The sequence below is a fragment of the Cupriavidus oxalaticus genome (genome assembly GCF_038900635.1).
Lineage (GTDB): Bacteria > Pseudomonadota > Gammaproteobacteria > Burkholderiales > Burkholderiaceae > Cupriavidus > Cupriavidus oxalaticus_B.
In genome coordinates, this window is the sequence record NZ_JAYMRX010000002.1 from 382,053 (window position 1) to 404,616 (window position 22,564).

Here is a 22,564-nt window from a genome sequence, read left to right on the forward strand (position 1 = left end):
ACGATGAGAAATGTGACGCGTGCCCCATAGCCCGAACGGGGCAAGGGCGGCCGCGATCGACGACGCGAAGGAGGGATTGCGGCGTTCGTGGAAAAGCGTCGGCCACAGTGGCGGGGATAGACCTGGCATCTCAAGCCGGCAACGCCGCGGAACGGGCAGCCTAGGCGCTCTCCGATGCCTGTTCCTGCAGCCACTCCCTGAACACCTGCAGCGATTGCAGCGCCGCGGAGTCTTCCGGATAGACCAGGTAATAGCCTTTGGCATAGCGCCATTTGCGGCGCGACAGGCGCCTCAGCCGCCCCAGTGCCACCATGTCGTCCGCCATGTACGGCGGCAGCAGCGCCACGCCCATGCCGGCCACGGCGGCATTCAGCGCCATCGACATGATTTCATAGCGGGGGCCTTCCCGGCCGGCTTCGCCGGCGATGCCATCCAGCCGGAACCACTCGTCCCATGCATCGGGCAAGGTCTGATGGTGGATCAGTGACGCGCGGGGCGTATCGGCGTCGACCGCCTTGCCGTTGCTGGCGATCCACGCCGGCGCGGCATAAGGCGAAAGCATCAGCGGCAAGACAAACTCGTTGTGCAGGCCCGCGCGCTGGCCATCGCCGAATTCCAGGGAGGCGTCGACAGCCGTGGTGCGGAAATCGACCGGGCCCACGCGCGTTCCGAGGTTGAGCGTGATTTCGCCATGCGCCCGCGTAAAGGCGGGCAAACGCGGAATCAGCCAATACGTGCCCACCGAGGCCCCGACCGACAACGAAAGGGCACCCCCCCGGCCCTTGAGCGCCATCACGTTGGCGGTGGCACGCTCGAGCTTCTGCAGCAGCGGCCCGATCTCCCCCAGGTAGTAGCGCCCGGCATCCGTCAAGACCAGCGCTTCCCGCGTGCGCGTGAAGAGCCTCACGCCGAGCCGGTCTTCCAGCGTCTGGATCTGCCGGCTCACGGCTCCCTGCGTCAGCTGCAGCTCCTTCGCGGCCGCCGTGAAGGAATGCAGGCGCGCACTGGCCTCCAGGCACAGCAGCGACATCGTCGACGGAGCGCGTACGTGAAGGTTCATGAGGAAAGCGGAGGCAAAGTCGTGATGGAAGCGCAGGATACAGGGGAATTACCTGACCGACCATGAGGATTTCTCATGCCGCCCGCAGTAAATGTGGTTTGTCCAACCTCTACGCCCCTTCTACCATCCGGCTGAACACACCCAGTGATTCCAACGAGGAGAGGTGAGTCGATGCACATGAGACAACTAACCCGCCGCGAGGTGCTGAAGCTCGGCATCGCGGCGGCATCCCTTGGCATATCCGGGCTGCCGCGTGCCGCCGGCTGGCCCGGTCGCCCGGTCAGGCTGGTGCTGCCGTCGGCGGCGGGCGGATCGCCCGATGCCATTTGCCGTCTGCTGACGGAAGAACTGTCCGTTTCACTGGGCCAGTCTTTCATCGTGGACAACAAGCCTGGCGGCGCGGGCAACGTGGGCATGGTCGACCTGGTCAATGCCGCGCCGGACGGCTACACCATTGGCTATGGCAACGTGGGCACGCTGGCCATCAACAAGGCGCTGTTCAGGAAGCTGCCCTATGACCCGGACCGGCAGCTCGTGCCGGTCGCGCTGCTCGGCTATGTCCAGAACGCGCTGGTGGTGCGCAAGGATCTTGGCGTGAGCAATGTCAAGGGACTCATCGCACTGGCGAAGTCGAAGCCGGGCGTGCTCACCATGGGCTCCGCCGGCAACGGTACGACCGGACACCTGGGCGGGGAACTGTTCAAGGCCATGACCGGCACCTCGATGACCCATGTGCCGTATCGCGGCAGCCCGCAAGCGATCCAGGACCTGATGGGCGGCCAGGTGGACCTGATGTTCGACAACCTCAGTTCAATCTCGCCGCATATCAAGGCAGGGCGCCTCACGGTGCTGGCCGTGACTGGCGCGCAACGCAGCCGCCTGTTTCCGGAGACGCCGACGATCGCCGAGTCAGGCGTGCCGGGCTACGACATCGTGGCCTGGGGCGGCATTGTCGCACCCGCCCAAACGCCAAGGGCGATCGTTGCGCAGCTGAACAGCGTCATCAACACCGTGCTGGCGAAGCCGTCAGTCCGTGACAGGTATGCCGCCATCGGATTCGAGACGCTGACCGGCGCGCCCGAGCGGCTTACCGAACGTGTCGCGCGCGAAACCCCGCTCTGGGCCAGCGTAGTGCAGCGCTCCGGCGCGCAAGTGGACTGAGCATCGAACCTCCCAACCGACTGGAAATCATGAAGACCTCATTTCGCGCACTGCTGGCGTGGTTCGCCGTGACAAACATGTTCATTCTTCCCGCCGCCGCCCAGCCGGCAAAGGAATCGCCGCAGCCGGCCGGCGCCGCGCCCAGGCCCGGCGTGGTCATCCTTGCCACAGGCGGCACCATTGTGAGTTCGACACGCTCGCCCACCGACATGGCCAACTACAGCGGCCCGCTGGCTGGCGTCGACAGCCTGCTGAAGGCAGTGCCCCAGATCCACAACTACGCCAACGTGCGGGCCGAGCAGATCGTCAATGTCGGCAGCAACGTCATCACCAGCGAGAACATCCTCAACCTGGCGAAGCGGGTCAACGCGGTGCTGGCGGAGCCGGACGTCGCCGGTGTCGTGGTCACGCACGGCACCGACACGATGGAGGAAACCGCCTATTTCCTGAGCCTGGCCACGCGGTCCAGCAAGCCCATCGTCGTGACCGGTTCGATGCGCCCCGCGACGTCGCTCGGCGCGGACGGGCCGGTGAACCTTCTCGATGCCGTCATGGTGGCCGCCGACCCGGCTTCGCGCGACCGTGGCGTCATGGTGGTGATGAACGACCGCATCAGTGCGGCGCGGTACGTCACCAAGATGAACACGCTCAATGTCGATGCCATGGGCTCCGTCGAGCAAGGCTACCTCGGTGCCGTGGCGGGGGAGCGGGTGATCTACTACTACGAGCCGGCGCGCGCCAAGGGCGAGTTGTACTTCGACGTCTCGGGTGTCACCAGACTTCCGCATGTCGAGCTGGTGTACCGCTACCAGGGGCAGGAGATGCAACTGGTGCGCGACGCGGTGAACGAGGGCGCGCAGGGGGTGGTCATCGGCTTCACCGGCAACGGCAATGCCAGCCCGGATCACGAAGCACTGATCCGTGAGTTCGGCGGCAAGGGTATCCCGATCGTGCGTGGCTCGCGCGTGGTGAGCGGCATCGTGACGCCGAAGGTTTCGGGAAGCATGGCGGCCGGCGCGCTGACGGCGGCCAAGGCGCGGATCCTGCTGATGCTGGCATTGACCAGGACAAAGGATATCAGGCAGATCTCCGACTTCTTCGCGCAGCAATGAATGCCAATGACAAGCGAGACGAGTGAATGAACACCATGCTAGATCTTATCATCGAAGGCGGCACGGTGATCGACGGCACCGGCGCACCGCGCCGGCAGGCGGATGTCGGCATTGGCCAGGGCCGCATCGCCGGGCTCGGAAACCTTTCGGGTGTACCTGCCAGAGAGCGCTTCGATGCGCGGGGCCGCATCGTTGCCCCCGGCTTCATCGATGTCCATACGCATGACGACCGCCTGTTGCTCGATGCCCCAGCCGGCGCGCATCCCAAGCTGTCGCAAGGCGTGACGACGGTCATCACAGGCAATTGCGGCATCAGCCTGGCTCCGCTGCAGGCCGTGGCCGCGCCGCCGGCGCCCCTCGATCTGCTGGGAGCCGACGCCTGGCGCTACGGCCGCTTCGGCGCTTACCTGGACGCGCTGGAGCAGTCCGGCCCGGCGGTGAATGCCGCCTGCCTGGTGGGCCACACGACGCTGCGCGTGCGGCGCATGGACCGTCTGGACCGCGCCGCGAGCGCGGATGAAGAGAGGTTGATGGCCCTGGACCTGTCCATGGCGCTGGAGGCCGGCGCCATCGGTATGTCTACCGGGCTCTATTACCCGCCGGCACAGGCCGCCAGCACTGACGAGGTCATCGCGGTGGGTGCGCCGCTGACGAATGCCAGGGGCATCATCACCATGCATATCCGCGACGAGGGCGATGCCATCGACTCCGCCCTGCGCGAGGCGCTGCTGATCGGACGCGCCCTTGGTATCGACACCGTGCTGTCGCACCACAAGCTGGTCGGCAAGGCCAACCATGGGCGTTCGGTGGAGACGCTGGCGCTGATCGAAGACGCATCCCGCAGCCAGCCGGTTTGCCTGGACTGCTATCCCTACAATGCCTCGTCCACCATGCTGCTGCCCGGACGCGTGGCGCAGTCGGACGATGTGCGGGTAACCTGGTCGAAGGCGGATCCAGGCGCGGCCGGGCGCTCATTGTTTGCCCTGGCGCGCGAGCGCGGCGTGACGCCCGAAGAGCTGGCGCAAACGCTGCAGCCGGCCGGCGCGATCTACTTTGCCATGAGCGAGGACGACGTCAGCCGCATCCTGCAGCATCCGCTGACCATGGTCGGGTCCGACGGGCTGGCGCATGACGTGAGCCCGCACCCGCGTCTGTGGGGCACGTTTCCCAGGGTGCTGGGGCACTATGTGCGCGAAAGGCGCATCTTTTCGCTGGAACTGGCGGTCCACAAGATGACCGGTCTGAGCGCAAGGCGCTTTGGCCTGGCAGGGCGGGGCGTGCTCGCTGAGGACGCGCATGCCGACATAGTCGTATTCGATGAAGAGACCGTCAGCGGCGCGGCGACTTACGAGAACCCGACTGCGGTCAGTACCGGCATTCTCGCGGTGTTCGTCAATGGCAGGCTGGCCTGCCGGGACGGCGGGACGGTCGATGCGCACGCCGGCAGGGTGCTGCGGCATGGTCGATCGGATTGAGCGCCATCGCGTTCAGTCCACCCGCCCCGCGCGCAGGTCGCTCTTGCGGATCAGCTGCTGCAGCGTCTCGGCAGGGCGCGTCAGGCGCCGCGCCGCCAGCGTGATGAATTCGATGCCGGGCAGCGGCGGCAGGGCATCGACGTTGACCGGGGGCACCAGCCCGCCGCCGGTCAGGTTCTGCGCCCGTACCGTTATCCCGAGTCCCCCGCGCGCCGCCGCAATGCAGCCCGAATGACTGCTGCTGGTGCAGGCCACCCGCCAGCGCCAGCCGGCCTTGGCCAGCGTGTCCAGCACCACCGAGCGGGTCACGCTGGGCTCGTTGACGAGGATCAGCGGCAGCGGCTGGCCCACGTCGACCACGGTGCCGGGCCGCGCCAGCCATTCAAGCTGGCCCAGGAACAGCGGCACGCCGCGGCGCTCGCCTTCGCGGCGCTTGCCGACGATCAGGTCCAGCGTGCCGGCCTCGATGCCCTCGTACAGCTTGCTGGTCATTGCGATCGTGATCTCGAGCTCGACATCCGGATGCGTGGCGCGGAACGCCGCCAGCAGGTTGGGGAGCGGCCCCTGCGCGAGGTCTTCGGAGGTACCCAGCCGGACCCGGCCCTGCAGCCGCGGACCGCTGAACTGCGATTCGGCGCGCGCCAGCGATTCGAGGATCAGCCGCGCATGGACCAGCAGCGCCTCGCCATCGGGCGTCAGTGACAGGGAGTGCGTGTCGCGCACGAACAGCCGCCGGTTCACGCTCTGTTCCAGCCGGCGGATGTGGTCGCTGACCGATGATTGCGACAGGCCGAGCTGGCGCCCCGCTTCAGTGAAGCTGCGCGCCGCGGCAGCCGTGGCGAAGGTCTGGATCCATACGGGATTGAGCATCGCGGCATTGTCATCGGACTTTCCGATGACAGTCAACAAGACCAGAGGGGTTCCCGATGGGGCGGCCCATGCGTAGCATGCAGGCAGCTGTCCGGAGTTCTCCGGCCACGCCTCACCGAAGACCCTCATGCATACCGCTTCAGCCCCCGCCGCCGGCCAGGATTTTTCCCGCCAGGCCATGCTATGGATCGTCTTTGCCGGTTTCTTCATGCAGACGCTGGACACGACGATCGTCAATACCGCGCTGCCGTCGATGGCGCGCAGTCTCGGCGAAAGCCCGCTCGACCTGAAACCGGTGGTGGTGGCCTATACGCTGACCATGGCGATGCTGACGCCGGCCTCGGGCTGGCTGGCGGACAGATTCGGCACGCGGCGCGTCTATTTCAGCGCCATCCTCATCTTCGTGCTTGGCTCGGTGTTCTGTGCCGCCGCGTGGACGCTGCCGCAACTGGTGGTGGCGCGCGTGCTGCAGGGTATCGGCGGATCGATGCTGCTGCCGATCGGCCGGCTGGCCGTGTTGCGCAATGTCCCGGGCGAGCAGTACATCGCGGCGCTGGCCTTCGTCTCGATCGCCGGCCAGGTCGGGCCGATCTTCGGGCCGGTTTTGGGCGGATGGCTGGTGCAGAGCGCCTCGTGGCACTGGATCTTCCTGATCAACGTGCCGGTGGGGATGGTGGGCCTGTTCGCGGTGCGCCGCTATCTGCCGCGGGGAGAGGCAGGCACGGCGCCGCCGTTCGACTGGATCGGTTGCGGCCTGCTGTCGCTGTGCATGGTCACGTTTTCGCTGGCGCTCGAGCACGGCGGGCATGGCCCGTGGAGCGCGTTGCTGGCCGCTGTCAGCATCGGCAGCGGACTGCTCTATATCCCGCATGCCAGGCGGCACGCCACGCCGCTGTTCCGGCTGGCGCTGTTCCGCGAACCGAACTTCAGCGTCGGCCTGGCCGGCAACCTGGTATGCCGGATCGGCTCGGGCGCGGTACCGTTCCTGCTGCCGCTGCTGTTCCAGCTGCAGCTCGGCTATTCGCCGTTTCATTCTGGCCTGATGCTGCTGCCGATCGCCATCGCCGGTACGCTTTCCAAGCGCTGGATCGTGCCGCTGGTGAACCGCTTCGGGTACGACATGTTCCTGCTGGTCAACACGTGGATCGTCGGCGCGTCCATTGCATCGTTCGCGGCCATGTCGCCGGGCTGGCCGCTGGCGCTGTCGATCCTGCAACTGTCGGTCTTCGGGTGCGCCAATTCGATGCAGTTCGCCGCGATGAACAGCGTCACGCTGAAGGGCCTGTCGCGCGAGGACGCCGGCAGCGGCAACAGCCTGTTCTCGATGGTGCAGATGCTGGCGATCGGACTTGGCGTGACGGTCGGCGGCGGGCTCGTCAGCCTGTTCTCGGCCAAACTGGGGGTGGCGGCGCCGGCTTACCAGCTCGCCTTCTTCAGCATGGGCCTGGTTACCGTGCTGTCGGGACTGGTTTTCCGTCGCCTTGATGCCAGGCAGATCAATCCGGAAAGCGTAAAGCGCGAGGCGGTGCAGGCACGCTAGTGTGTGTTTATGGCGTTCACGGCATATTGGGGATGCGGCGGGAAAGGTCTAATATCGACGCCTGAGCCGACGACCGGGACACCGTTTCCGGCCGGCGTTCTTTAGTGTTCGATGACCACGGATGCCCCGTGCTCACCTTTTTAGGAGACACAACATGCCGAGCAAGAATACGATCTGTTTGTGGTACGACCGCGACGCCCTTGACGCTGCGAACTTCTATGCCGAGACCTTCCCCGACAGCGCTGTCACGGCCGTGCATCGCGCCCCCGGCGATTATCCCGACGGCAAGCAGGGCGATGTCCTGACAGTCGAGTTCACCGTCGCCGGCATTCCCTGCATTGGCCTGAACGGCGGCCCCCATTTCAAGCACAGCGAGGCCTTCTCATTTCAGATCGCGACGGATGACCAGGCCGAGACCGACCGCTTGTGGGATGCGATCGTCGGCAACGGCGGCCAGGAAAGCGAGTGCGGCTGGTGCAAGGACCGGTGGGGAGTGTCGTGGCAGATCACCCCGCGCGCGCTAACCGCGGCGTACACCGATCCTGATCGCGCGGCAGCCAAGCGTGCCTTCGACGCGATGATGACGATGCGGAAAATCGATATCGCCAAGATCGAGGCGGCCCGGCGTGGCGCATGATCCGGTTGCCGGCGTTCCCGCGCCTATGCACGCTGGGCCTGCAGCGAGCGCCACTTCGACACGCTGCAGCCAAACTCGCCGCTGAACCAGCGCGAAAACGTGCTCAGTGAAGTAAATCCCAGCAGCGTCGCCACCTCTGACAACGGCCTGTCGGGGTTCTCGATATAGCCGACCACCAGCCCCGCGCGCACCTGGTTCAGGATCTCGGAATAGCTGGTCTGATCGCGCGCCAGGCGGCGGTGGATGGTGCGCCGGTCCACGCCCAGGTGCTGCGCCACCCGGTCCACCGAGCACATGCCGGTGGGCAGCAGCACGTAGACCAGCTTGCGCACCTTGTCCGGCGCGGTGGCATTGGCCTGGGCCAGCAGGCTGCCGAGGTAGCGCTTGACCTGGCTTGCCATCACCGGGTCATAGGAGGGCAGCGGGGCCTCCAGGTCAGCGGCGACGCAGACGATGCCGTCGAAGTCCTGGTTGAACAGCGGGTCGATGCCGAACACGCGCGTACAGGTCGCCACGCTCGCGGGTGCGGGGTGCGTGAAGCAGATGCTGCGCGGGCGCCACGAGGTGCCCAGGAACAGGCTCAGCATGCGGAACATCACGCCCACGGCGAGGTCGGTGGCCTGGCGCAGCACGCCGGACTCCTCGCTCAGGACATGGAGCCGGATGATGACCAGTCCTTCGGCTTCCTCCAGGCGCATGGCCAGCGATTCGTTCTGCAGGCCCATGTATCGCACCATGGACTCCAGCGCGCGGCGCAGCGTGGGCTGCTCGCGCACCACGAAGGCCAGCGGCCCGAGGTTCGAGAACTGGCGCAGCTCCGCCATGCGCAGGCCGAAGTCGTCGACCTGCGCGGCGCGTGCGGAGGAATCCAGCAGGCGTCCGACCAGCGCGGCGGGAATGCGGATATCGGGATCGAGCAGCACGTCGCGGCTGATCTTGGCCGCGCGCATTTGCTGGTGTGGGTCCAGGCCAACGGCACGAGCCACTTCGACATAGTTGGTGAGGCTGGCGCTGCGAAGGTAGTAAGACATCGCGTTATCCAAGTGTCGCGAAATGCAAGCCGAGGGCGTCCGAAGGGCTCGCGCTCATCGTTGCATGGATGCAGCGCCCGCGGCGCTTGCGTTGCCGTCTGTGTTGCCGCTTGCGTGGCGCCGGCGCCACGTCAGCGGCGGTTCACCGAACTGGACCGAGAACCAGCGCGTGAACGTGCTGGCCGAGCTGTAGCCCAGCAGCTCCGCCACCCGCAACATCGCGTATTGCGGGTTCTCCACATAGCGCAGCGCCAGTTCGCGCCGCACCTCATTGAGGATGTCGGTGAAGGTTTCGCCGGCTTCGTCGAGCTGGCGCTGCATGGTGCGCAGGCTTAGTCCCAGTCCCTGGGCCACGCCTTCGGAGGTGGCGCGGCCCATCGGCAGCATCAGGTAGACGGCGTTGCGAACGTCCCGGCCGATGCTGGGCGCGTTGAAGCGCGGCAGCGTGTCGACAAAGCGCTGGGCATAGCGCGCCATCGCCGGATCGCCGGTCGGGTTGGGCGCGTCGAGGTCGGCTGCCCGGCACACGATGCCGTTGAATTCGCTGTCGAACTCGAGCGGGCAGCCGAAGATGCGCCGGTGGACCCGCAGGTCGTCTGGCGCCGGGTGCGTGAAGTTGATGCTGAGCGGGCGCCAGTGCGAGCCGAGCAAGGCCCGGCACAGGCGGAACACCACGCCCAGCGCCAGTTCGGTGCCCTGGCGAGAAGGCTGGTCGAGCACGATTTCCTGGCGGATGATGACCGCGCCGCCGGCCTCTTCCAGCAGGATCGACACCGATTCGTTGACCAGGTGCCGGTAGCGGATGATCGTGGCGAGCGCGGCGCGCAGCGTGGGCTGCTGGCTGATCAGCAGGCTCATCACGCCAAAGTCCGACAGCTGCCGGGATTCCGCCATGCGCAGGCCGAAGGTCGGGCAGTCCGCGGCCTTGGCGGCGGCTTCCAGCAGCGTGGCGCAGGCGCCTACCGGGATGCGCTGGTCCGGCTCCGCCAGCAGCGTCCGGCTGAGCCTGGCGGTGCGCAGCAAGGGCTGCGTATTGAGGCCGAGCGCGCCGGCCACTTCAAAGAAATTGGTCAGTGCAGCCGCACGTACCAGGGTGTCCAAGGTTGTCTCCCGCTTATGGCGGCTGGCCTTCGGTAAGGCCGCCGCATTGTCTTTGCAGCGGCATGATAGGCGGGCTTGGCATGAAATGCAAAGCCGCTGGAGCCTATTGCAAAGCCGCGCGGGCCGCGGCGGCCTACATTGCATGCATGCGCGGCACACACCTGTGCCGCAGTGATTCAAGGAGACAAGTGCATGGCAAAGATCGTCCGCATGTATGAGACTGGCGGCCCCGAAGTATTGCGTTACGAAGACGCCCCGGTGGGAGAGCCCGGCGCAGGGCAGGTGCGTATCCGCCACGTGGCGGTGGGCCTGAACTATGCCGACACCTACTTCCGCAATGGCACCTACCCGGTACCGCTGCCGTCCGGCATGGGCGTCGAGGCCGCGGGCGTGGTGCAGGCCATCGGCCCGGGCGTGACCAACGTTGCCGTGGGGGATCGCGTCACGTATACGGGCTTCATCAACACGCTGGGCGCCTACAGCACCGAGCGCCTGGTGCCGGCGGCGCCGCTTATCCGCCTGCCGGACACCATCGGCTTCGAGACCGCGGCGGCCATGACCATGCGCGGCCTGACCTCGGCCTACCTGATGCGCCGCATCCATGCGTTCAAGGCCGGCGACGCCATCCTGCTGCATGCAGCGGCCGGCGGCGTCGGACTGATCGTCTCGCAATGGGCCAAGCTGCTGGGCCTCACCGTGATCGGCACGGTGTCGAGCGAGGCCAAGGCCGAAGTGGCGCGCGCCCACGGCTGCGACCACATCATCAACTACAGCCATGAAGATGTCGCCAAGCGCGTGCGTGAACTGACCGACGGCGTCGGCGTGGCGGTGGTGTTCGACAGCGTCGGCAAGAGCACCTTCGCGGCATCGCTGGATTCGCTGCGGCGCCGCGGCACCATGGTCTGCGTCGGCACCGCCTCCGGCCCGATCCCGCCGTTCGACCCGGTGCTGCTGGCCATGAAGGGCTCGCTGTTCCTCACCCGCCCGGCGCTGGCCGACTACATCTTCGATCCGGCCGAGAAGGCGCAGCTGGCCGGGGAACTGTTCGATCATGTCGGCTCCGGCCGCATCCGGATCGAGATCAACCAGCGCTACGCGCTGGAAGACGCGGTGCAGGCGCACCACGACCTGGAGTCGCGCAAGACCACCGGTTCGTCGATCTTTGTCATCTGAGGAGCCGATGCCATGCGAGTCCAACAACTCACTTGCGCGCTGGGCGCCGAACTGAGCGGCGTCAACCTGGCCGATGCCGTGCGCGACGACGGCCTGTTCGCCGAGATCCGCGCGCTGCTGCTGCAGCACCGCGTGCTGTTCCTGCGCGACCAGAAGTTCAGCCGTGCCGAGCATGTCGCCTTCGCCAGCCGCTTCGGCGAACTGGAAGACCACCCGGTGGCCGGCAGCGATCCGGAACACCCGGGCCTGGTGCGCATCTACAAGACCCCCGACCAGCCGAACGACCGCTACGAGAACGCCTGGCATTCCGACACCACGTGGCGCGAGGCGCCCCAGTTCGGCGCGGTGCTGCGCTGCGTGGAATGCCCGCCGGTGGGCGGCGACACCATGTGGGCGAACATGGCGCTGGCCTACGAACGGCTGCCCGACCACATCAAGGCGCAGATCGCCGACCTGCGCGCGCGCCACAGCATCGAAGCCAGCTTCGGCGCCGCGATGCCGATCGAGAAGCGCCTGGCGCTGAAGGCGCAGTATCCCGATGCCGAGCATCCGGTCGTGCGCACGCACCCGGACACCGGCGAGAAGGTGCTCTACGTCAACGCCTTCACCACGCACTTCACCAACTACCACACCGCCGCGCGCGTGCGCTTCGGGCAGGACGCCAATCCGGGCGCCGCCGACCTGCTGCGCTACCTGGTGAGCCAGGCCTATGTCCCCGAGTACCAGGTGCGCTGGCGCTGGGCGCCCGACAGCGTGGCGATCTGGGACAACACCGCGACGCAGCACTACGCGGTGATGGATTATCCGCCGTGCCACCGCAAGATGGAGCGGGCCGGCATCATCGGCAGCAGGCCGTACTGAGCGCTGGATTCGAGCAAATGAACATGCAAGACAACCTGATCACACCGGCCAAGTCGGCCTACGCCTATCCGCTGCTGGTCAAGCAGCTGCTGACCAATGCCCTGAGCCTTTACGGCGACCAGGAGATCAGCTATCGCGGCGAGATGCGCTACACCTTCCGCGATTTCCGCCACCGTATCGGCAAGCTGGCCTCCGCGCTGGCCGCGCTGGACGTCCGCCACGGCAGCACCGTGGCCGTGATGGACTGGGACAGCCACCGCTACCTGGAATGCTATTTCGGCGTGCCGATGATGGGAGCCACGCTGTTCACCGTCAATGTGCGGCTGTCGCCCCAGCAGATCCTGTACACGCTCAACGATGCGGGCGCCGCGATCGTGCTGGTGCACCCGGACTTCCTGCCGGTGATCGAGCAGATCCGGCCGCAGCTCACCGGCAACCCGCGCTTCGTGCTGCTGGCCGATGGCCAGGACGTGCCCAAGACCAGCGTGCCGTTTGCCGGCGAGTACGAGGCGCTGCTGGCGCAGGCGCCGGCGGACTTCGAGTTTGCGGACTTCGACGAGAACACCAAGGCGGCGACCTTCTACACGACCGGCACCACCGGCGATCCGAAGGGCGTCTGCTACAGCCACCGCGAGATCGTGCTGCACACGCTGGCGTCGGCGACGAGCCTGTGCTCGCCGCGCGAAGGGCAGCGCATGCATCGCGAAGATGTCTACATGCCGATCACGCCAATGTTCCATGTGCTGGCGTGGGGCATTCCGTACGTCGCCGTGATGCTGGGGCTGCGCACGGTGCTGCCGGGCCGCTACGTGCCCGATCAGCTGCTGAAGCTGCGCGAAACCGAGAAGGTCACGTTCTCGCACTGCGTGCCGACCATCCTGCAGATGCTGCTGCAGGCCTCCGCCGACGGCAAGCCTGACCTGTCCGGGTGGAAGATCATCATCGGTGGCTCGGCGCTGCCGCCCGCGCTGTGCGAGGCGGCCCTGGCGCGCGGCATCGACATCTTCGCCGGCTACGGCATGTCGGAGACCGGCCCGATCGTGTCGCTGGCGCAGCTGCCTCCCGGTTGCGTGCCGAAGGACCGTGCCGAGGAAGTCCGCATGCGCTGCTCCACCGGCCGTCCGGTGACGCTGGTGGACTACCGCATCGTCAGCGAAGACATGCAGGACCTGCCGCGCGACGGCAAGAGCCGCGGCGAGATCGTGCTGCGCGCGCCGTTCCTGACCAAGGCGTACTTCGGCAAGCCGGCGGCATCTGAAGAGCTGTGGGCCGGCGGCTACCTGCACACGCAGGACGTCGCGGTGATGGGCCAGGACGGCTTCGTGCAGATCGTCGACCGCATCAAGGACGTGATCAAGACCGGCGGCGAGTGGGTGTCGTCGATCGAGGTGGAGAACCTGATCACCGAAGTGCCCGGCGTGCTGGAGTGCGCGGTGATCGGCGTGCCCGATGCGCGGTGGGGTGAACGGCCGATGGCGTTCGTGGTGCGCAAGCCGGGCGTGGAAGTGGGTGCGGAGCAGGTCCGCGGGCATCTGCTGGGGCACGTCGACTCGCAGCGCATCAGCAAGTACGCGGTGCCCGAAGCTGACCGCATCACGTTCGTCGAGGCGATCCCGAAGACGAGCGTTGGCAAGATCAACAAGAAGCAGCTGCGCGAAAACGTAGCCTGAGAGGGAAGGTAAGGAGCTTGGCGCCAGTCCTTAGGCGGGGACTGGCGCTATTTTTTTGGTTCAATGCCAGAAGGACGACAGGCCTCAGTCTTTCGAAGCCAACGCCGAATCCGGTGCGCGGCGAAAGCTGATGGCAAGCCGGTTGTAGGCGTTCATCAGGCTGATCGCCATGGTGAGGTCGGCAAGTTCCTTCTCGCTGAATACCGCGGCCGCGGCTTTGAAGTCCTCCTCGGGCACATGTGTATCCGCCACCAGGGTGACCGACTCAGCCCATGCGAGTGCGGCCTTCTCGCGCTCGCTGAACAACGGCCCCGCTTCATGCCAGGCTTGCACGAGCGCGAGCTTTGCAGGCGTGATGCCCTTCTTGACGAGGTCACGCGTATGCATGTCGAGGCAATACGCGCACCCATTGATCTGGCTCACGCGCAGATAGACCAGTTCTACGAGGACGTCTTCAAGGCCCGATTGCATGACATAGCCGTACACGGCGCCAAATGCCTTGACACCGCCCGGCGATGCCTTGGTGTAATCCAGTCTCATTTCAAACTCCTATTTGTCGTTGATCGTCAGTTCCTTGTCGGCCGAGTCGACTACGAACACGGCCAGCAGCTTTGCCGGCTTTGTCTTGCTCGCATTGCGGCTCACCGGGTGGCGGGAGCCGGGCGCTTCAAAAAAGCTTTCCCCCGCCTTGTACACACGTTCCGGCTCGTCATTGACCTTGCTCGCGATACTGCCCGAGACAACGTATGCATAGATGAACGACGACCTGGCATGGGTATGCGGCAGCGAGGCACCGCCAGGCGGATAGAGAACCTCCACGGCAATGAGCGACTTGCCCGGGATATTGGGAATTTCCCTTGAGAAATTCGGCTTGACCGTGTCGCCGGCACCGTGGGCCGCAGCGACCCCGGTGAAGGCCATCCCGGAAGCTGTCAGCAGGGAGAGAAGAATGCGTTGCAGTTTCATGTTTGGCTCCTTGGAGGCTAGAATCATGCGCTCCACGTGGTTCACAAAAAAGAACCAAAAACGCAATTTCTGAATGCACCAGAGGCAATGCACCAGAGGCGATGACGAAGATCCTGGGTCTGAAGCTGGACCGTGCGTCCAAGACTTCACTGGCAGAACAGATACGGCTTGGCATCACCGGCGCTATCGAAAGTGGCGTACTCGTTGCCGGCGCCCGGTTGCCGTCGTGGATAGACCTTGCTGCCCAGCTTGGCGTGGCGCGAGGCACCGTCAAGACAGCGTACGAGCGGCTGACCGATGCGCAACTGGTCGTTTCGTCGCGTGCCGGCGGAACCAGGGTTTCCGACCGTACCGCGGTCGCAAGGCCCGTCGCGGTACAGGCGCGCTCGGTCGAGACGGATCTGCGCTCAGAGCTGTACCAGCACTTCCTGCCCGGCCCCGCAGTCTTTCAGATGGGCGTGCCGGCATCGGACTGCTTCCCGGCCACCTTGTTCGCGCGACTGCGATCGCGTGCGGCACGTGATGAGGTGGAGGCGCCGGCGGCCTACCCGGATCCGCGCGGCGAGCATGAACTGCGGCGCGAAATCGCGGCGCACCTGGCCTTGTCGCGAGGGATTGAATGTCAGCTCTCGCAGGTCTTCATTACCGCCGGCTTTTCGGGGGCGCTCGGTGTCGCGCTGCGGGTGATCCAGGCGGAAGGCCGAAAAGCCTGGGTCGAGAACCCGGGATTTATGCCCAGTCGCAGGGCCATGGCACTTTCCCAGCTCACGACGGTTCCCGTCCCGGTCGACGAAGATGGCATCGACGTCAGCTATGGCGAAGCGCATGCACCGGATGCCGCGGTGGCCCTGGTCACCGCAGGGCAACAGGCGCCACTGGGCCCGACACTATCGCTCGGTCGTCGCCTGCAGCTCCTCGAATGGGCAAGCCGCGCGGGAGCCTGGATCATCGAGGACGACTACCTTGGCGAACTCCAGCTCAGGCGCCGGGCGGCTCCCGCACTGGCATCGCAGGATCGAGCGGGACGGGTCATCCACATCGGGTCGTTCAGCAAGACGCTCAGTCCGACGCTGCGGCTGGGCTTCGTCGTCGCGCCGCCCGGCCTGGTGTCGCGCTTCGATGAAGTCGTCGCCTGCCTCGCTTCCGCGCCCGGGCCGGCGGTGCAGATGGCGACGGCCGAATTCATGCGGGATGGGCACTATATGCGGCACCTGCGTCGCATGAAACGCATTTACGCAGCCCGCAGCGATGCGGTCCTGGCGGCACTCAGTGCCAGGGGATTTCACGCCTATCCGGCAGGCCTTGCCGTAGTGGCGAGGCTGCCGGACGGCGCCGACGACAAGCGTATCGCCCGGGAAGCCTATGCCTATGGGCTGGCGCCCGCGCCGTTATCGGGCTGGTACTGCTCTGCCTCCACGCAGCGGTCTGGCCTGCTTCTTGGCGTCGCGACGGCGATCGAACATCAGGTACCGGCTGCCTGCGATCGCTTGCAACAGCTGATCCGCAAGTTTTCCTAGCGCAGCGTCGCGGGTAGCGTCGTGGGATAGGTGGTACAGAGTTTCTCCCGGTTTTTGGTGCTTTTTCAGCGTCCGGCGAACAGACACAATGCGGCTCATCGAACCCAAACGGAGCGTCGCCTTCGGCTCCGCTGTGTCGTTGACTCATCGCTGCACTGCCTGGCTGCGCAGCATCAAGGAGAAAGCTCATGAAGATTTTTGTCGCGGGCGCCACGGGCGCTATCGGATTGCCGCTTGTGCGCGTACTTCGCGCGCTGAACCATGAAGTGACAGGGATGACCCGCGCCGGCGCAGGTGCCGACAGGCTGCGCGAGCTCGGCGCCAGAGTGTCCTTCGCGGATGCGTTTCACCCACAGTCCGTTCAGGACGCCATCCGGACCGCGTCGCCCGACGTGGTTATCGACCAGCTCACGTGGCTTCCTGCGAATCCGGCGGACATCATCAAGTCAATGCCCGACGATACGCGCCTCCATCGGGAGGGAGGTGGCAATTTGCTGGCCGCTGCCGAGGCGCTGGGCGTGAAACGCTACATCGTGCAGTCGCGCGGCTTTTACCTAACTGCCCCACCGGGAAAGCTTGCCGACGAAATGGCCGGGCTTCGCTGCGACGCTCCCGGCGAAATCGGGGAAAGCGCGCGGGTCATCGGAGCCTATGAGAATGCGGTCATGGACTCGGCCTCGCTGGAAGGCGTGGTGCTGCGCTATGGTTTCTTCTATGGTCCCGGCACCTGGTACAGACCGGACGGGGCCATTGCGGAGCAGGCACGGAAAGGAGAAATGTCGATCATCGGCGATGGCAATGCAGTCTGGTCGTTCGTCCATATCGATGATGCGGTCGCGGCGACGGTTGCTGCGCTCACGGCTGCACCCGGCGTGTACAACGTGGTCGATGATGACCCGCTTCCCGTTGCCAGGTGGATGCCAGCATTCGCGCGCTGGGTCGATGCCCCGGAGCCGTCTCGCGTAAGCGTCGAGGCAGCACGGCAGGCTGCCGGGGAAGAAGCGGTCTACTATCACACCCGCCTGACAGGGGCCTCGAACAGCGCAGCGAAGGCGAAACTCGGTTTCGTCCCGCGGCCATTGCTCTGGAAGGATGCCTGAGCCTGGCTTCCCTGCGGGATGTCCGCGGACGAGTCGCGTGCAAGAATGGCACGAAAGAATGGGGCTGGTCCGCGCCGCACTTTGAAGGCCTTGCGAGACACAATGAAGAACGCCTCCCGAAGGAGGCGTGAGGGGAGAAAACCGGCGGCATGGTCCCGACCGGAAATCCCATCAAGGCTGGATATTGAACGCCTTCACAATCGCGCCATTGCGCTCGAACTCCTCGTGCAGCGACTGCCCGAGCTGCTGCAACGACTGCGCCGGCATCGGCTCATAGCTCAGCGCCTGCATCCGCTCCTGCACCTTCGGCGTCGCCGCGGCCTTGTAGGTCGCGGTCTGGATCTTCTGCGCCAGCTCTACCGGCACGCGCGCGGATGCGATCACGCCAACCCAGTTGCTGAATTCCACATCCGGATAGCCCAGTTCCGCGAAGGTCGGCACCTGCGGCAGCAGCGGCGAGCGGTTCTTCGACGCCACGGCGTACGGCTGCAGCTTGCCAGCCTTGATCATCGGCAGCGATGTCACCATGCCGTCGTACATCACCGCGATCTGGCCGCCCATCACCTGGGCCAGCGCCGGCGCCGAGCCGGCGAACGGCACGTGCTGCAGGTCCATGCCGGCCTTCTGGTTCACGATCACGCCCGCGTAGTGCGACGCCGTGCCGGCGCTGTAGGACGCGAAGCTGAGCTTGCCGGGATTGGCACGCGCGTAGTTCACCAGGCCGGTGAAGTCCTTGGCCGGCAGCGTGGGCGAGCCCACCAGCAGCAGCCGCGACCGCGCCACCGCGGCCAGCGGCCGGATGTCCTTCATGGTGTTGTAGGGGGTCTTCAGCACGTGCGGCACTTCGGTCAGCACGTTGGTCGCGGTCACCATGATGGTCTGGCCGTCGGGCGGCGCGGCCAGCATCGCGCTGATCGCGATGCCGCCGCCGGCGCCCGGCTTGTTGTCGACCACCACGGGCGTGCCGAGGTCGACCGAAAGCTGGTCGGCCAGCAGGCGTGCGATCACGTCCATGGTGCCGCCGGCAGGCGCCGGCACCAGCATGCGCACGGGCTTGCTGGTCCAGGCCATCGCGGCCGGCATCGCCAGTGCCAGCATGGCGGCAACCGCCGCGTGGCGGGGACGGAACAGGGTGGGGCGGGTTGGCATGGTTGTCTCCGTTTAAAGATATGAGATGGAACTGGCCCATGCCAGCCTTCTGGACGGGATGGTCATGGGATCAGGTTGAAGAGATCGGGCGCGCGCCGCTTCGTGCCGGTGCGAGCAGGTTCAGCGGGCAGATTCAGCCGGCAGCCAGCGTGGCGCGCTGCTTTGCGCGCGCAAGGGCCCGTTGCATGGCCTCGACCAGCACCGCGGGCGGCCGGGCGCCCGACACGCTGTGCGTGCCGTTGAAAACCACATGCGGCACGCCGAAGCCGGCGCGCAGCTGCCGCTGCTCCGGGTCGTGCAGCGGGGGCAGCCAGTCCAGGTCGGACGGGCCGTCGTTGGCGCCTGCGTCAGGCAATTCGATGCCGCACGCTGCCGCCGCGCGCCGCAGGACCTGCGGGTCGCCAATGTTCTCGGCGCCGACGAAGTAGCGCTTGAACAGCTCGTCCAGCAGCGGCGAAGCGGCATCGGGGCCGGCTTGCCTGACGGCGTGGCGGACCAGCCGGTGGGCCAGCAGCGTGCTGGGAAAGGTCTCGATGCGATCCAGCGCCAGCGTGATGCCGGCTTCGCGCGCCGCGGCGCAGACTTGCGCCTGGCGCGCTGCCAGCGCCTCGGGGCCTCCCAGCCGTGCCAGGTAGAACTCGCGGTAGGGCCTGCCCTCCGGTGGCGTGGTCGGGATCAGCGGGTAGGAGTGCCAGGCGACCCGGACCGCAACGTTCGGGTGCTCCCGGGCGAGCCATTCGATGGCGGTTTCCAGGTGCTTCTTGCCGATCATGCACCAGGGGCAGATCAGGTCGAAGTAGGCATCGACCGTAAGCGTCGTGGGGTAGTTCATGGCAGCAGCTTGATGACGCCCGCCGGACGCAAGCGTGCCTGGCGGCGGGCGAGGGGGAATCAGGGCGCGGACGCGGCTTGCGCGCGGCGCCAGGGCTGGCGGGCTGGCAGCTCGGCCAGCACCTCGGCGCGCCGGGCCTCGGTCATGCGGTCCCAGGTGCCGATTTCCAGCGGAGTCCTGCCGCAGCCCTGGCAATACTTGCCGGCCACGTCCAGGCGGCAGATGTTGAGGCACGGATTGGCGACGGCGGGGGCAGGGCTCATGACTTCAGCGGTGTCGTGGTTTGTCAGGGGCGCAAGGCGGCGAACGCCCGGCCGGAGCGGGGCGCCCGCGGCCAGGCGATGCGCGTCAGGCCGCGCGCTGCGGCAGGTTCTTCTGCCCGGCCTTGCGGTTGGGCGCCATGCCGTGCGCCGCAAGGGTTTCCTCGGCGCTGTCGTACCAGGTGCCAATGCGGTAGATCTCGCGCGCTTCCTTGCCCGAGGCGATCTCGCGGCCCAGTTCCTTGGCCACGCGCACGCATTGCTCGATCTGCTGCACCGACGTCATGCGGTTGCCGTGCTGGTCGATGATGGTGTCCTCGATGCCGCAGCGCGGGTGCAGGCCCATGGACATGGCCATCATGTTGAACGGCAGCACGTTCTTCAGCAGCGATTCCGCGGTCAGCGTGCAGCCATCCGGCGCGCGGTGGATGAAGTTGAAGAAGTTGAACGGGTTGGGGCCGTCGAAGCCGCCGCCGATGCCGATCCAGGTCAGGTTCAGCGGGCCCATGTAGGTACCGTTGCGGACCAGACGCTCCAGCGTTTCCAGGGCGTGAATGCCGGTGAGCTGGAAGTGCGGCTGGATGCCGGCGGCCGACAGGCGGCGCAGGTGCTCGGCCACCCATTGCGGGCCGGCCGGCACCGTCATCTCGCTGTAGGCTGCCTGGTAGGCCGGGTTCTCGAGCGACGTACCCTTCAGGTATTCGGGGTACAGCAGCTCCATGATGTTCATCTGCGTGGTGTTGATCGCCACGGTCACCTGGTCGGGCTTCGGCGTCAGTTCGGCCAGCATGTGGCGGGTGTCGTCCGACAGCCACTTGGCGGCTTCGCCATCGCTTTCCGGCGCGAACGAGATCGAGCCGCCGACCTGGATGATCATGTCGGGCACGGCTGCGCGCACGCCGGCGATCAGTTCGTTGAACTTCGACAGGCGCTTGGAGCCCTTGCCGTCCAGTTCGCGCACGTGCAGGTGCAGCACGGTGGCGCCGGCGTTGTAGCAGTCCACGGCTTTTTGCACCTGTTCTTCCATGGTGACCGGAATATCTTCAGGGAAATCCTCGGGCATCCACTCCGGGCCATAGGGGGCCACGGTGATGACGACCTTGTCCATGTTCTCGGGGTGCAGGGAATCGTCGAGGAATTGCATGCTGTTGCTCCTGGGTGTAATTGGCAAGCGGTCCGGCCAGAACTTGCTGGTTCGCGGTCCGTCAGCCTGTTTTCATCGTCATTCGGATGAACCGAAGTATCGGTCAACGGCATGAAGCAATTTGACGATCCGGGACGATCGTTTGACATTTCGGGACAGTCAGGGAAAACACGATGTGCGTGGCCCGGGCAACGTTGCACAGTGTCGGAGCGATGGCGCAGACGCGCCGTATTTTCGTTCTCACCCGCGGCAGCAGATGCCGGCTTTCAAGTGAATTGCCTGTCCCCTACCGTCCCGGTTTCCTTCGTCCACGGCTTTCTGCCAGGTGCCGATCCCGCGTTGATCGCGCAGCTGGCGGAGCGCTCGGGCATTGCCGCGGAACTGATGGTCGAGCCCGCGGCGCGCGTGACGCAGGAGCAGTTCTCGACCTTGTACCGGCTGCTGGCGCACGAGCTCGACGACGAGATGCCCGGCATCTTCAGCCGTCCGCTGCGCAACGGCACGCTCAAGTACCTGTGCCTGAGCTTACTGGATGCGCCACGGCTCGAAGTGGCGCTGCATCGCTTCGGGCAATTCTTCCGCCTGCTGCTGGACGAATTCCGCGTGGAGTCGCGGCGCGAAGGCAATGCCGCGCATGTGGAACTGGTGGAGGCCGCGGCGGGGCCGGCCGTGAACCCGATGGCGCGCGAGCTGATGCTGAAGCTGGTGCATGGCGTGGCGTCATGGCTGATCCGCCACAAGATCCCGCTGCAGGCGGTGCAACTGCCGTCAGGGCGGCCCGCGCAGGCAAGCGACCACCTCTACCTGTTTCCCGGCCCGGTACATTTCGGCTGCGAGCGCGGCGGCATAGTCTTCGACGCGGCATTCCTCGACATGCCGGTGCGGCAGCGCAAGGCCGACCTGGAAAAATTCCTCGCCCGCGCGCCCGAGGACTGGATCTTCGTCACGTTCGCCGAACCCATGACCTGCCATCGCGTCAGGCAGTACGTGGCGGACTGCCTGCCCGTAGCGCCGACCATCGAAGACGTGGCCGCGGCGCTGCACTGCTCCGTGCGCACGCTATGCCGCCGGCTGTCCGCGGAAGGCACCACCTTCCAGGCGATCAAGGACAGCGTGCGGCGCGACATCGCCATCCAGCGCCTGACGCGCTCCAATGACGCGATCACCGCCATTGCCTTCGACGTGGGCTTCGACAATCCCACGGCCTTCCACCGGGCCTTCCGGCACTGGACCGGCAGTACGCCCAACGCCTACCGACGCACGCCGTAGAACCCTGCGCCAGCATCCGGGACTAGCGCACGCGTCCGGCTCGGTCCTCGCCTGCCTGACTGGCGGTCTGGATGACGGCACTGATGGCATTGAGGCCGGCCGTCACCTTCTCGTAGAGCGGCACACCACCGAAATACAAGTAGCCCAGGAACAAAGCCAACCCAAGTGCGGCAAAGAGCAAGTCACGATCGTACACGGCCTTCCCTCACAGTTCAGTACAGCACTGTTCTAAGTTTCATTGAAGAAACGTAGCGGGAGAAGGTCGCAATGTCTGCGACATAACGGACTCCGTTGCGTTCGTTCATCGCTACCCGCGATACCATGAGAGAGTTGGGCTTCACAGATGAACTCGCGGGCCATTGACCCGTGCGGACCGCGTGGCGGTGTGCCGTTTCTTGCAACGGAGGGGCGATGCGAGACGTCATACTTGAATCCGTTCTGACTTGTCCGCATTGCGGTTGGGCACAGCGGGAGACGATGCCGACGGATGCCTGCGTGTTCTTCTATGAGTGCGCAAACTGCAAGGCGCTGCTGAAGCCCGCTCCTGGCGAGTGTTGCGTGTTTTGCTCGTTCGGGACGGTCGGATGTCCGCCGGTGCAGCAAGGACACTGCTGTGAGCGCAAGGTCTGATGTGAA

At 66.0% G+C, this 22,564-nt stretch carries 23 protein-coding genes; 12 read left to right on the plus strand and 11 right to left on the minus strand.

The features are described from left to right. Positions 1 to 160: 160 nt before the first annotated feature. The gene (locus VSR71_RS05875; protein ID WP_342912970.1) at positions 161 to 1,060 is read right to left on the minus strand and encodes a LysR substrate-binding domain-containing protein; all 900 of its coding nucleotides are present in this window, start codon (positions 1,058 to 1,060) and stop codon (positions 161 to 163) included. Between the two features lie 177 nt (positions 1,061 to 1,237). Here VSR71_RS05875 and VSR71_RS05880 point away from each other — a divergent pair, with 177 nt between their 5' ends. From VSR71_RS05880 to VSR71_RS05890, 3 genes are read left to right on the plus strand one after another with little or no spacing between them, the layout of a single operon-like run. Next, positions 1,238 to 2,221, plus strand: coding sequence for a tripartite tricarboxylate transporter substrate binding protein (locus VSR71_RS05880; RefSeq protein ID WP_342912971.1), 984 nt, complete (start codon positions 1,238 to 1,240; stop codon positions 2,219 to 2,221). A gap of 29 nt (positions 2,222 to 2,250) precedes the next feature. Then, on the plus strand, positions 2,251 to 3,333 hold the full coding sequence (locus VSR71_RS05885; RefSeq protein ID WP_342912972.1) for an asparaginase: 1,083 nt from the start codon (positions 2,251 to 2,253) through the stop codon (positions 3,331 to 3,333). Positions 3,334 to 3,359: 26 nt separating this feature from the next. Beyond that, entirely contained in the window at positions 3,360 to 4,808 is a 1,449-nt protein-coding gene (locus VSR71_RS05890) for an N-acyl-D-amino-acid deacylase family protein (RefSeq protein WP_428979353.1), read from the plus strand. A 12-nt stretch (positions 4,809 to 4,820) separates the two neighbouring features. Here the strand turns inward: VSR71_RS05890 and VSR71_RS05895 are convergent, their stop codons facing one another. Next, positions 4,821 to 5,678, minus strand: coding sequence for a LysR family transcriptional regulator (locus tag VSR71_RS05895; protein ID WP_342913127.1), 858 nt, complete (start codon positions 5,676 to 5,678; stop codon positions 4,821 to 4,823). A 127-nt stretch (positions 5,679 to 5,805) separates the two neighbouring features. Here VSR71_RS05895 and mdtD point away from each other — a divergent pair, with 127 nt between their 5' ends. Next, positions 5,806 to 7,218: a multidrug transporter subunit MdtD gene (gene mdtD / locus VSR71_RS05900; RefSeq protein WP_342912974.1), complete on the plus strand. Its 1,413-nt coding sequence runs from the start codon at positions 5,806 to 5,808 to the stop codon at positions 7,216 to 7,218. A 154-nt stretch (positions 7,219 to 7,372) separates the two neighbouring features. After that, positions 7,373 to 7,855, plus strand: a complete 483-nt coding sequence (locus VSR71_RS05905) for a VOC family protein (protein ID WP_342912975.1) — start codon at positions 7,373 to 7,375, stop codon at positions 7,853 to 7,855. Positions 7,856 to 7,878: 23 nt separating this feature from the next. Here the strand turns inward: VSR71_RS05905 and VSR71_RS05910 are convergent, their stop codons facing one another. Both VSR71_RS05910 and VSR71_RS05915 read right to left on the minus strand, forming a co-directional pair. Continuing rightward, the gene (locus tag VSR71_RS05910; RefSeq protein WP_342912976.1) at positions 7,879 to 8,886 is read right to left on the minus strand and encodes an AraC family transcriptional regulator; all 1,008 of its coding nucleotides are present in this window, start codon (positions 8,884 to 8,886) and stop codon (positions 7,879 to 7,881) included. A gap of 54 nt (positions 8,887 to 8,940) precedes the next feature. Beyond that, positions 8,941 to 9,987, minus strand: coding sequence for an AraC family transcriptional regulator (locus tag VSR71_RS05915; protein ID WP_342912977.1), 1,047 nt, complete (start codon positions 9,985 to 9,987; stop codon positions 8,941 to 8,943). Positions 9,988 to 10,179: 192 nt separating this feature from the next. Between VSR71_RS05915 and VSR71_RS05920 the strand changes: the two genes are divergently transcribed. Genes VSR71_RS05920 through VSR71_RS05930 form a run of 3 tightly spaced genes read left to right on the plus strand, consistent with a single transcriptional unit; the run spans position 10,180 to position 13,691 of the window. After that, a complete protein-coding gene (locus tag VSR71_RS05920; RefSeq protein WP_342912978.1) occupies positions 10,180 to 11,160 on the plus strand; it encodes a quinone oxidoreductase in 981 nt (326 codons plus the stop codon). A 12-nt stretch (positions 11,161 to 11,172) separates the two neighbouring features. After that, positions 11,173 to 12,021, plus strand: coding sequence for a TauD/TfdA dioxygenase family protein (locus VSR71_RS05925; protein ID WP_342912979.1), 849 nt, complete (start codon positions 11,173 to 11,175; stop codon positions 12,019 to 12,021). A 23-nt stretch (positions 12,022 to 12,044) separates the two neighbouring features. Next, positions 12,045 to 13,691 carry a fatty acid--CoA ligase gene (locus VSR71_RS05930; protein ID WP_342913128.1) on the plus strand — a complete coding sequence of 549 codons (1,647 nt, stop codon included), beginning with the start codon at positions 12,045 to 12,047 and terminating at the stop codon, positions 13,689 to 13,691. Between the two features lie 84 nt (positions 13,692 to 13,775). On the opposite strand, the gene VSR71_RS05935 is transcribed toward VSR71_RS05930, so the two are convergent. Continuing rightward, complete coding sequence (locus VSR71_RS05935) at positions 13,776 to 14,231, minus strand: carboxymuconolactone decarboxylase family protein (protein ID WP_342912980.1); 456 nt, start codon at positions 14,229 to 14,231, stop codon at positions 13,776 to 13,778. A gap of 9 nt (positions 14,232 to 14,240) precedes the next feature. Further along, positions 14,241 to 14,657 (minus strand): cupin domain-containing protein, encoded by a 417-nt coding sequence (locus VSR71_RS05940; protein WP_342912981.1) that lies wholly within the window; start codon positions 14,655 to 14,657, stop codon positions 14,241 to 14,243. A 101-nt stretch (positions 14,658 to 14,758) separates the two neighbouring features. Here VSR71_RS05940 and VSR71_RS05945 point away from each other — a divergent pair, with 101 nt between their 5' ends. Further along, positions 14,759 to 16,174, plus strand: a complete 1,416-nt coding sequence (locus VSR71_RS05945; RefSeq protein ID WP_342912982.1) for a PLP-dependent aminotransferase family protein — start codon at positions 14,759 to 14,761, stop codon at positions 16,172 to 16,174. 188 nt (positions 16,175 to 16,362) lie between these two features. Further along, the gene (locus VSR71_RS05950; RefSeq protein ID WP_342912983.1) at positions 16,363 to 17,274 is read left to right on the plus strand and encodes an NAD(P)-dependent oxidoreductase; all 912 of its coding nucleotides are present in this window, start codon (positions 16,363 to 16,365) and stop codon (positions 17,272 to 17,274) included. Positions 17,275 to 17,445: 171 nt separating this feature from the next. Here VSR71_RS05950 and VSR71_RS05955 read toward each other — a convergent pair whose 3' ends face one another. From VSR71_RS05955 to VSR71_RS05970, 4 genes are all read right to left on the minus strand, one after another. Next, the gene (locus tag VSR71_RS05955; protein WP_342912984.1) at positions 17,446 to 18,423 is read right to left on the minus strand and encodes a tripartite tricarboxylate transporter substrate binding protein; all 978 of its coding nucleotides are present in this window, start codon (positions 18,421 to 18,423) and stop codon (positions 17,446 to 17,448) included. A gap of 133 nt (positions 18,424 to 18,556) precedes the next feature. After that, positions 18,557 to 19,255: a DsbA family oxidoreductase gene (locus VSR71_RS05960; RefSeq protein ID WP_342912985.1), complete on the minus strand. Its 699-nt coding sequence runs from the start codon at positions 19,253 to 19,255 to the stop codon at positions 18,557 to 18,559. A gap of 59 nt (positions 19,256 to 19,314) precedes the next feature. Next, positions 19,315 to 19,518, minus strand: a complete 204-nt coding sequence (locus VSR71_RS05965; protein ID WP_342912986.1) for a DUF1289 domain-containing protein — start codon at positions 19,516 to 19,518, stop codon at positions 19,315 to 19,317. Positions 19,519 to 19,603: 85 nt separating this feature from the next. After that, positions 19,604 to 20,659: a 3-keto-5-aminohexanoate cleavage protein gene (locus VSR71_RS05970; protein ID WP_342912987.1), complete on the minus strand. Its 1,056-nt coding sequence runs from the start codon at positions 20,657 to 20,659 to the stop codon at positions 19,604 to 19,606. A 270-nt stretch (positions 20,660 to 20,929) separates the two neighbouring features. Here VSR71_RS05970 and VSR71_RS05975 point away from each other — a divergent pair, with 270 nt between their 5' ends. Continuing rightward, complete coding sequence (locus VSR71_RS05975) at positions 20,930 to 21,928, plus strand: AraC family transcriptional regulator (protein ID WP_342912988.1); 999 nt, start codon at positions 20,930 to 20,932, stop codon at positions 21,926 to 21,928. A 22-nt stretch (positions 21,929 to 21,950) separates the two neighbouring features. On the opposite strand, the gene VSR71_RS05980 is transcribed toward VSR71_RS05975, so the two are convergent. Next, positions 21,951 to 22,124, minus strand: a complete 174-nt coding sequence (locus tag VSR71_RS05980; RefSeq protein WP_342912989.1) for a hypothetical protein — start codon at positions 22,122 to 22,124, stop codon at positions 21,951 to 21,953. 215 nt (positions 22,125 to 22,339) lie between these two features. Between VSR71_RS05980 and VSR71_RS05985 the strand changes: the two genes are divergently transcribed. Then, the gene (locus VSR71_RS05985; RefSeq protein ID WP_342912990.1) at positions 22,340 to 22,558 is read left to right on the plus strand and encodes a GDCCVxC domain-containing (seleno)protein; all 219 of its coding nucleotides are present in this window, start codon (positions 22,340 to 22,342) and stop codon (positions 22,556 to 22,558) included. Positions 22,559 to 22,564 lie beyond the last annotated feature (6 nt).

What these genes read in the sequence shown, in the direction of transcription:
- VSR71_RS05905 (WP_342912975.1), top strand. Translation starts at nt 7,373, where the DNA reads ATGCCGAGCAAGAATACGATCTGTTTGTGGTACGACCGCGACGCCCTT.
- VSR71_RS05945 (WP_342912982.1), top strand. Translation starts at nt 14,759, where the DNA reads ATGACGAAGATCCTGGGTCTGAAGCTGGACCGTGCGTCCAAGACTTCA.
- VSR71_RS05985 (WP_342912990.1), top strand. Translation starts at nt 22,340, where the DNA reads ATGCGAGACGTCATACTTGAATCCGTTCTGACTTGTCCGCATTGCGGT.
- VSR71_RS05930 (WP_342913128.1), top strand. Translation starts at nt 12,045, where the DNA reads ATGCAAGACAACCTGATCACACCGGCCAAGTCGGCCTACGCCTATCCG.
- VSR71_RS05895 (WP_342913127.1), bottom strand. Translation starts at nt 5,678, where the DNA reads ATGCTCAATCCCGTATGGATCCAGACCTTCGCCACGGCTGCCGCGGCG.
- VSR71_RS05940 (WP_342912981.1), bottom strand. Translation starts at nt 14,657, where the DNA reads ATGAAACTGCAACGCATTCTTCTCTCCCTGCTGACAGCTTCCGGGATG.
- VSR71_RS05885 (WP_342912972.1), top strand. Translation starts at nt 2,251, where the DNA reads ATGAAGACCTCATTTCGCGCACTGCTGGCGTGGTTCGCCGTGACAAAC.
- VSR71_RS05880 (WP_342912971.1), top strand. Translation starts at nt 1,238, where the DNA reads ATGAGACAACTAACCCGCCGCGAGGTGCTGAAGCTCGGCATCGCGGCG.
- mdtD (WP_342912974.1), top strand. Translation starts at nt 5,806, where the DNA reads ATGCATACCGCTTCAGCCCCCGCCGCCGGCCAGGATTTTTCCCGCCAG.
- VSR71_RS05950 (WP_342912983.1), top strand. Translation starts at nt 16,363, where the DNA reads ATGAAGATTTTTGTCGCGGGCGCCACGGGCGCTATCGGATTGCCGCTT.
- VSR71_RS05970 (WP_342912987.1), bottom strand. Translation starts at nt 20,659, where the DNA reads ATGCAATTCCTCGACGATTCCCTGCACCCCGAGAACATGGACAAGGTC.
- VSR71_RS05965 (WP_342912986.1), bottom strand. Translation starts at nt 19,518, where the DNA reads ATGAGCCCTGCCCCCGCCGTCGCCAATCCGTGCCTCAACATCTGCCGC.
- VSR71_RS05910 (WP_342912976.1), bottom strand. Translation starts at nt 8,886, where the DNA reads ATGTCTTACTACCTTCGCAGCGCCAGCCTCACCAACTATGTCGAAGTG.
- VSR71_RS05920 (WP_342912978.1), top strand. Translation starts at nt 10,180, where the DNA reads ATGGCAAAGATCGTCCGCATGTATGAGACTGGCGGCCCCGAAGTATTG.
- VSR71_RS05890 (WP_428979353.1), top strand. Translation starts at nt 3,360, where the DNA reads ATGAACACCATGCTAGATCTTATCATCGAAGGCGGCACGGTGATCGAC.
- VSR71_RS05960 (WP_342912985.1), bottom strand. Translation starts at nt 19,255, where the DNA reads ATGAACTACCCCACGACGCTTACGGTCGATGCCTACTTCGACCTGATC.
- VSR71_RS05935 (WP_342912980.1), bottom strand. Translation starts at nt 14,231, where the DNA reads ATGAGACTGGATTACACCAAGGCATCGCCGGGCGGTGTCAAGGCATTT.
- VSR71_RS05955 (WP_342912984.1), bottom strand. Translation starts at nt 18,423, where the DNA reads ATGCCAACCCGCCCCACCCTGTTCCGTCCCCGCCACGCGGCGGTTGCC.
- VSR71_RS05875 (WP_342912970.1), bottom strand. Translation starts at nt 1,060, where the DNA reads ATGAACCTTCACGTACGCGCTCCGTCGACGATGTCGCTGCTGTGCCTG.
- VSR71_RS05925 (WP_342912979.1), top strand. Translation starts at nt 11,173, where the DNA reads ATGCGAGTCCAACAACTCACTTGCGCGCTGGGCGCCGAACTGAGCGGC.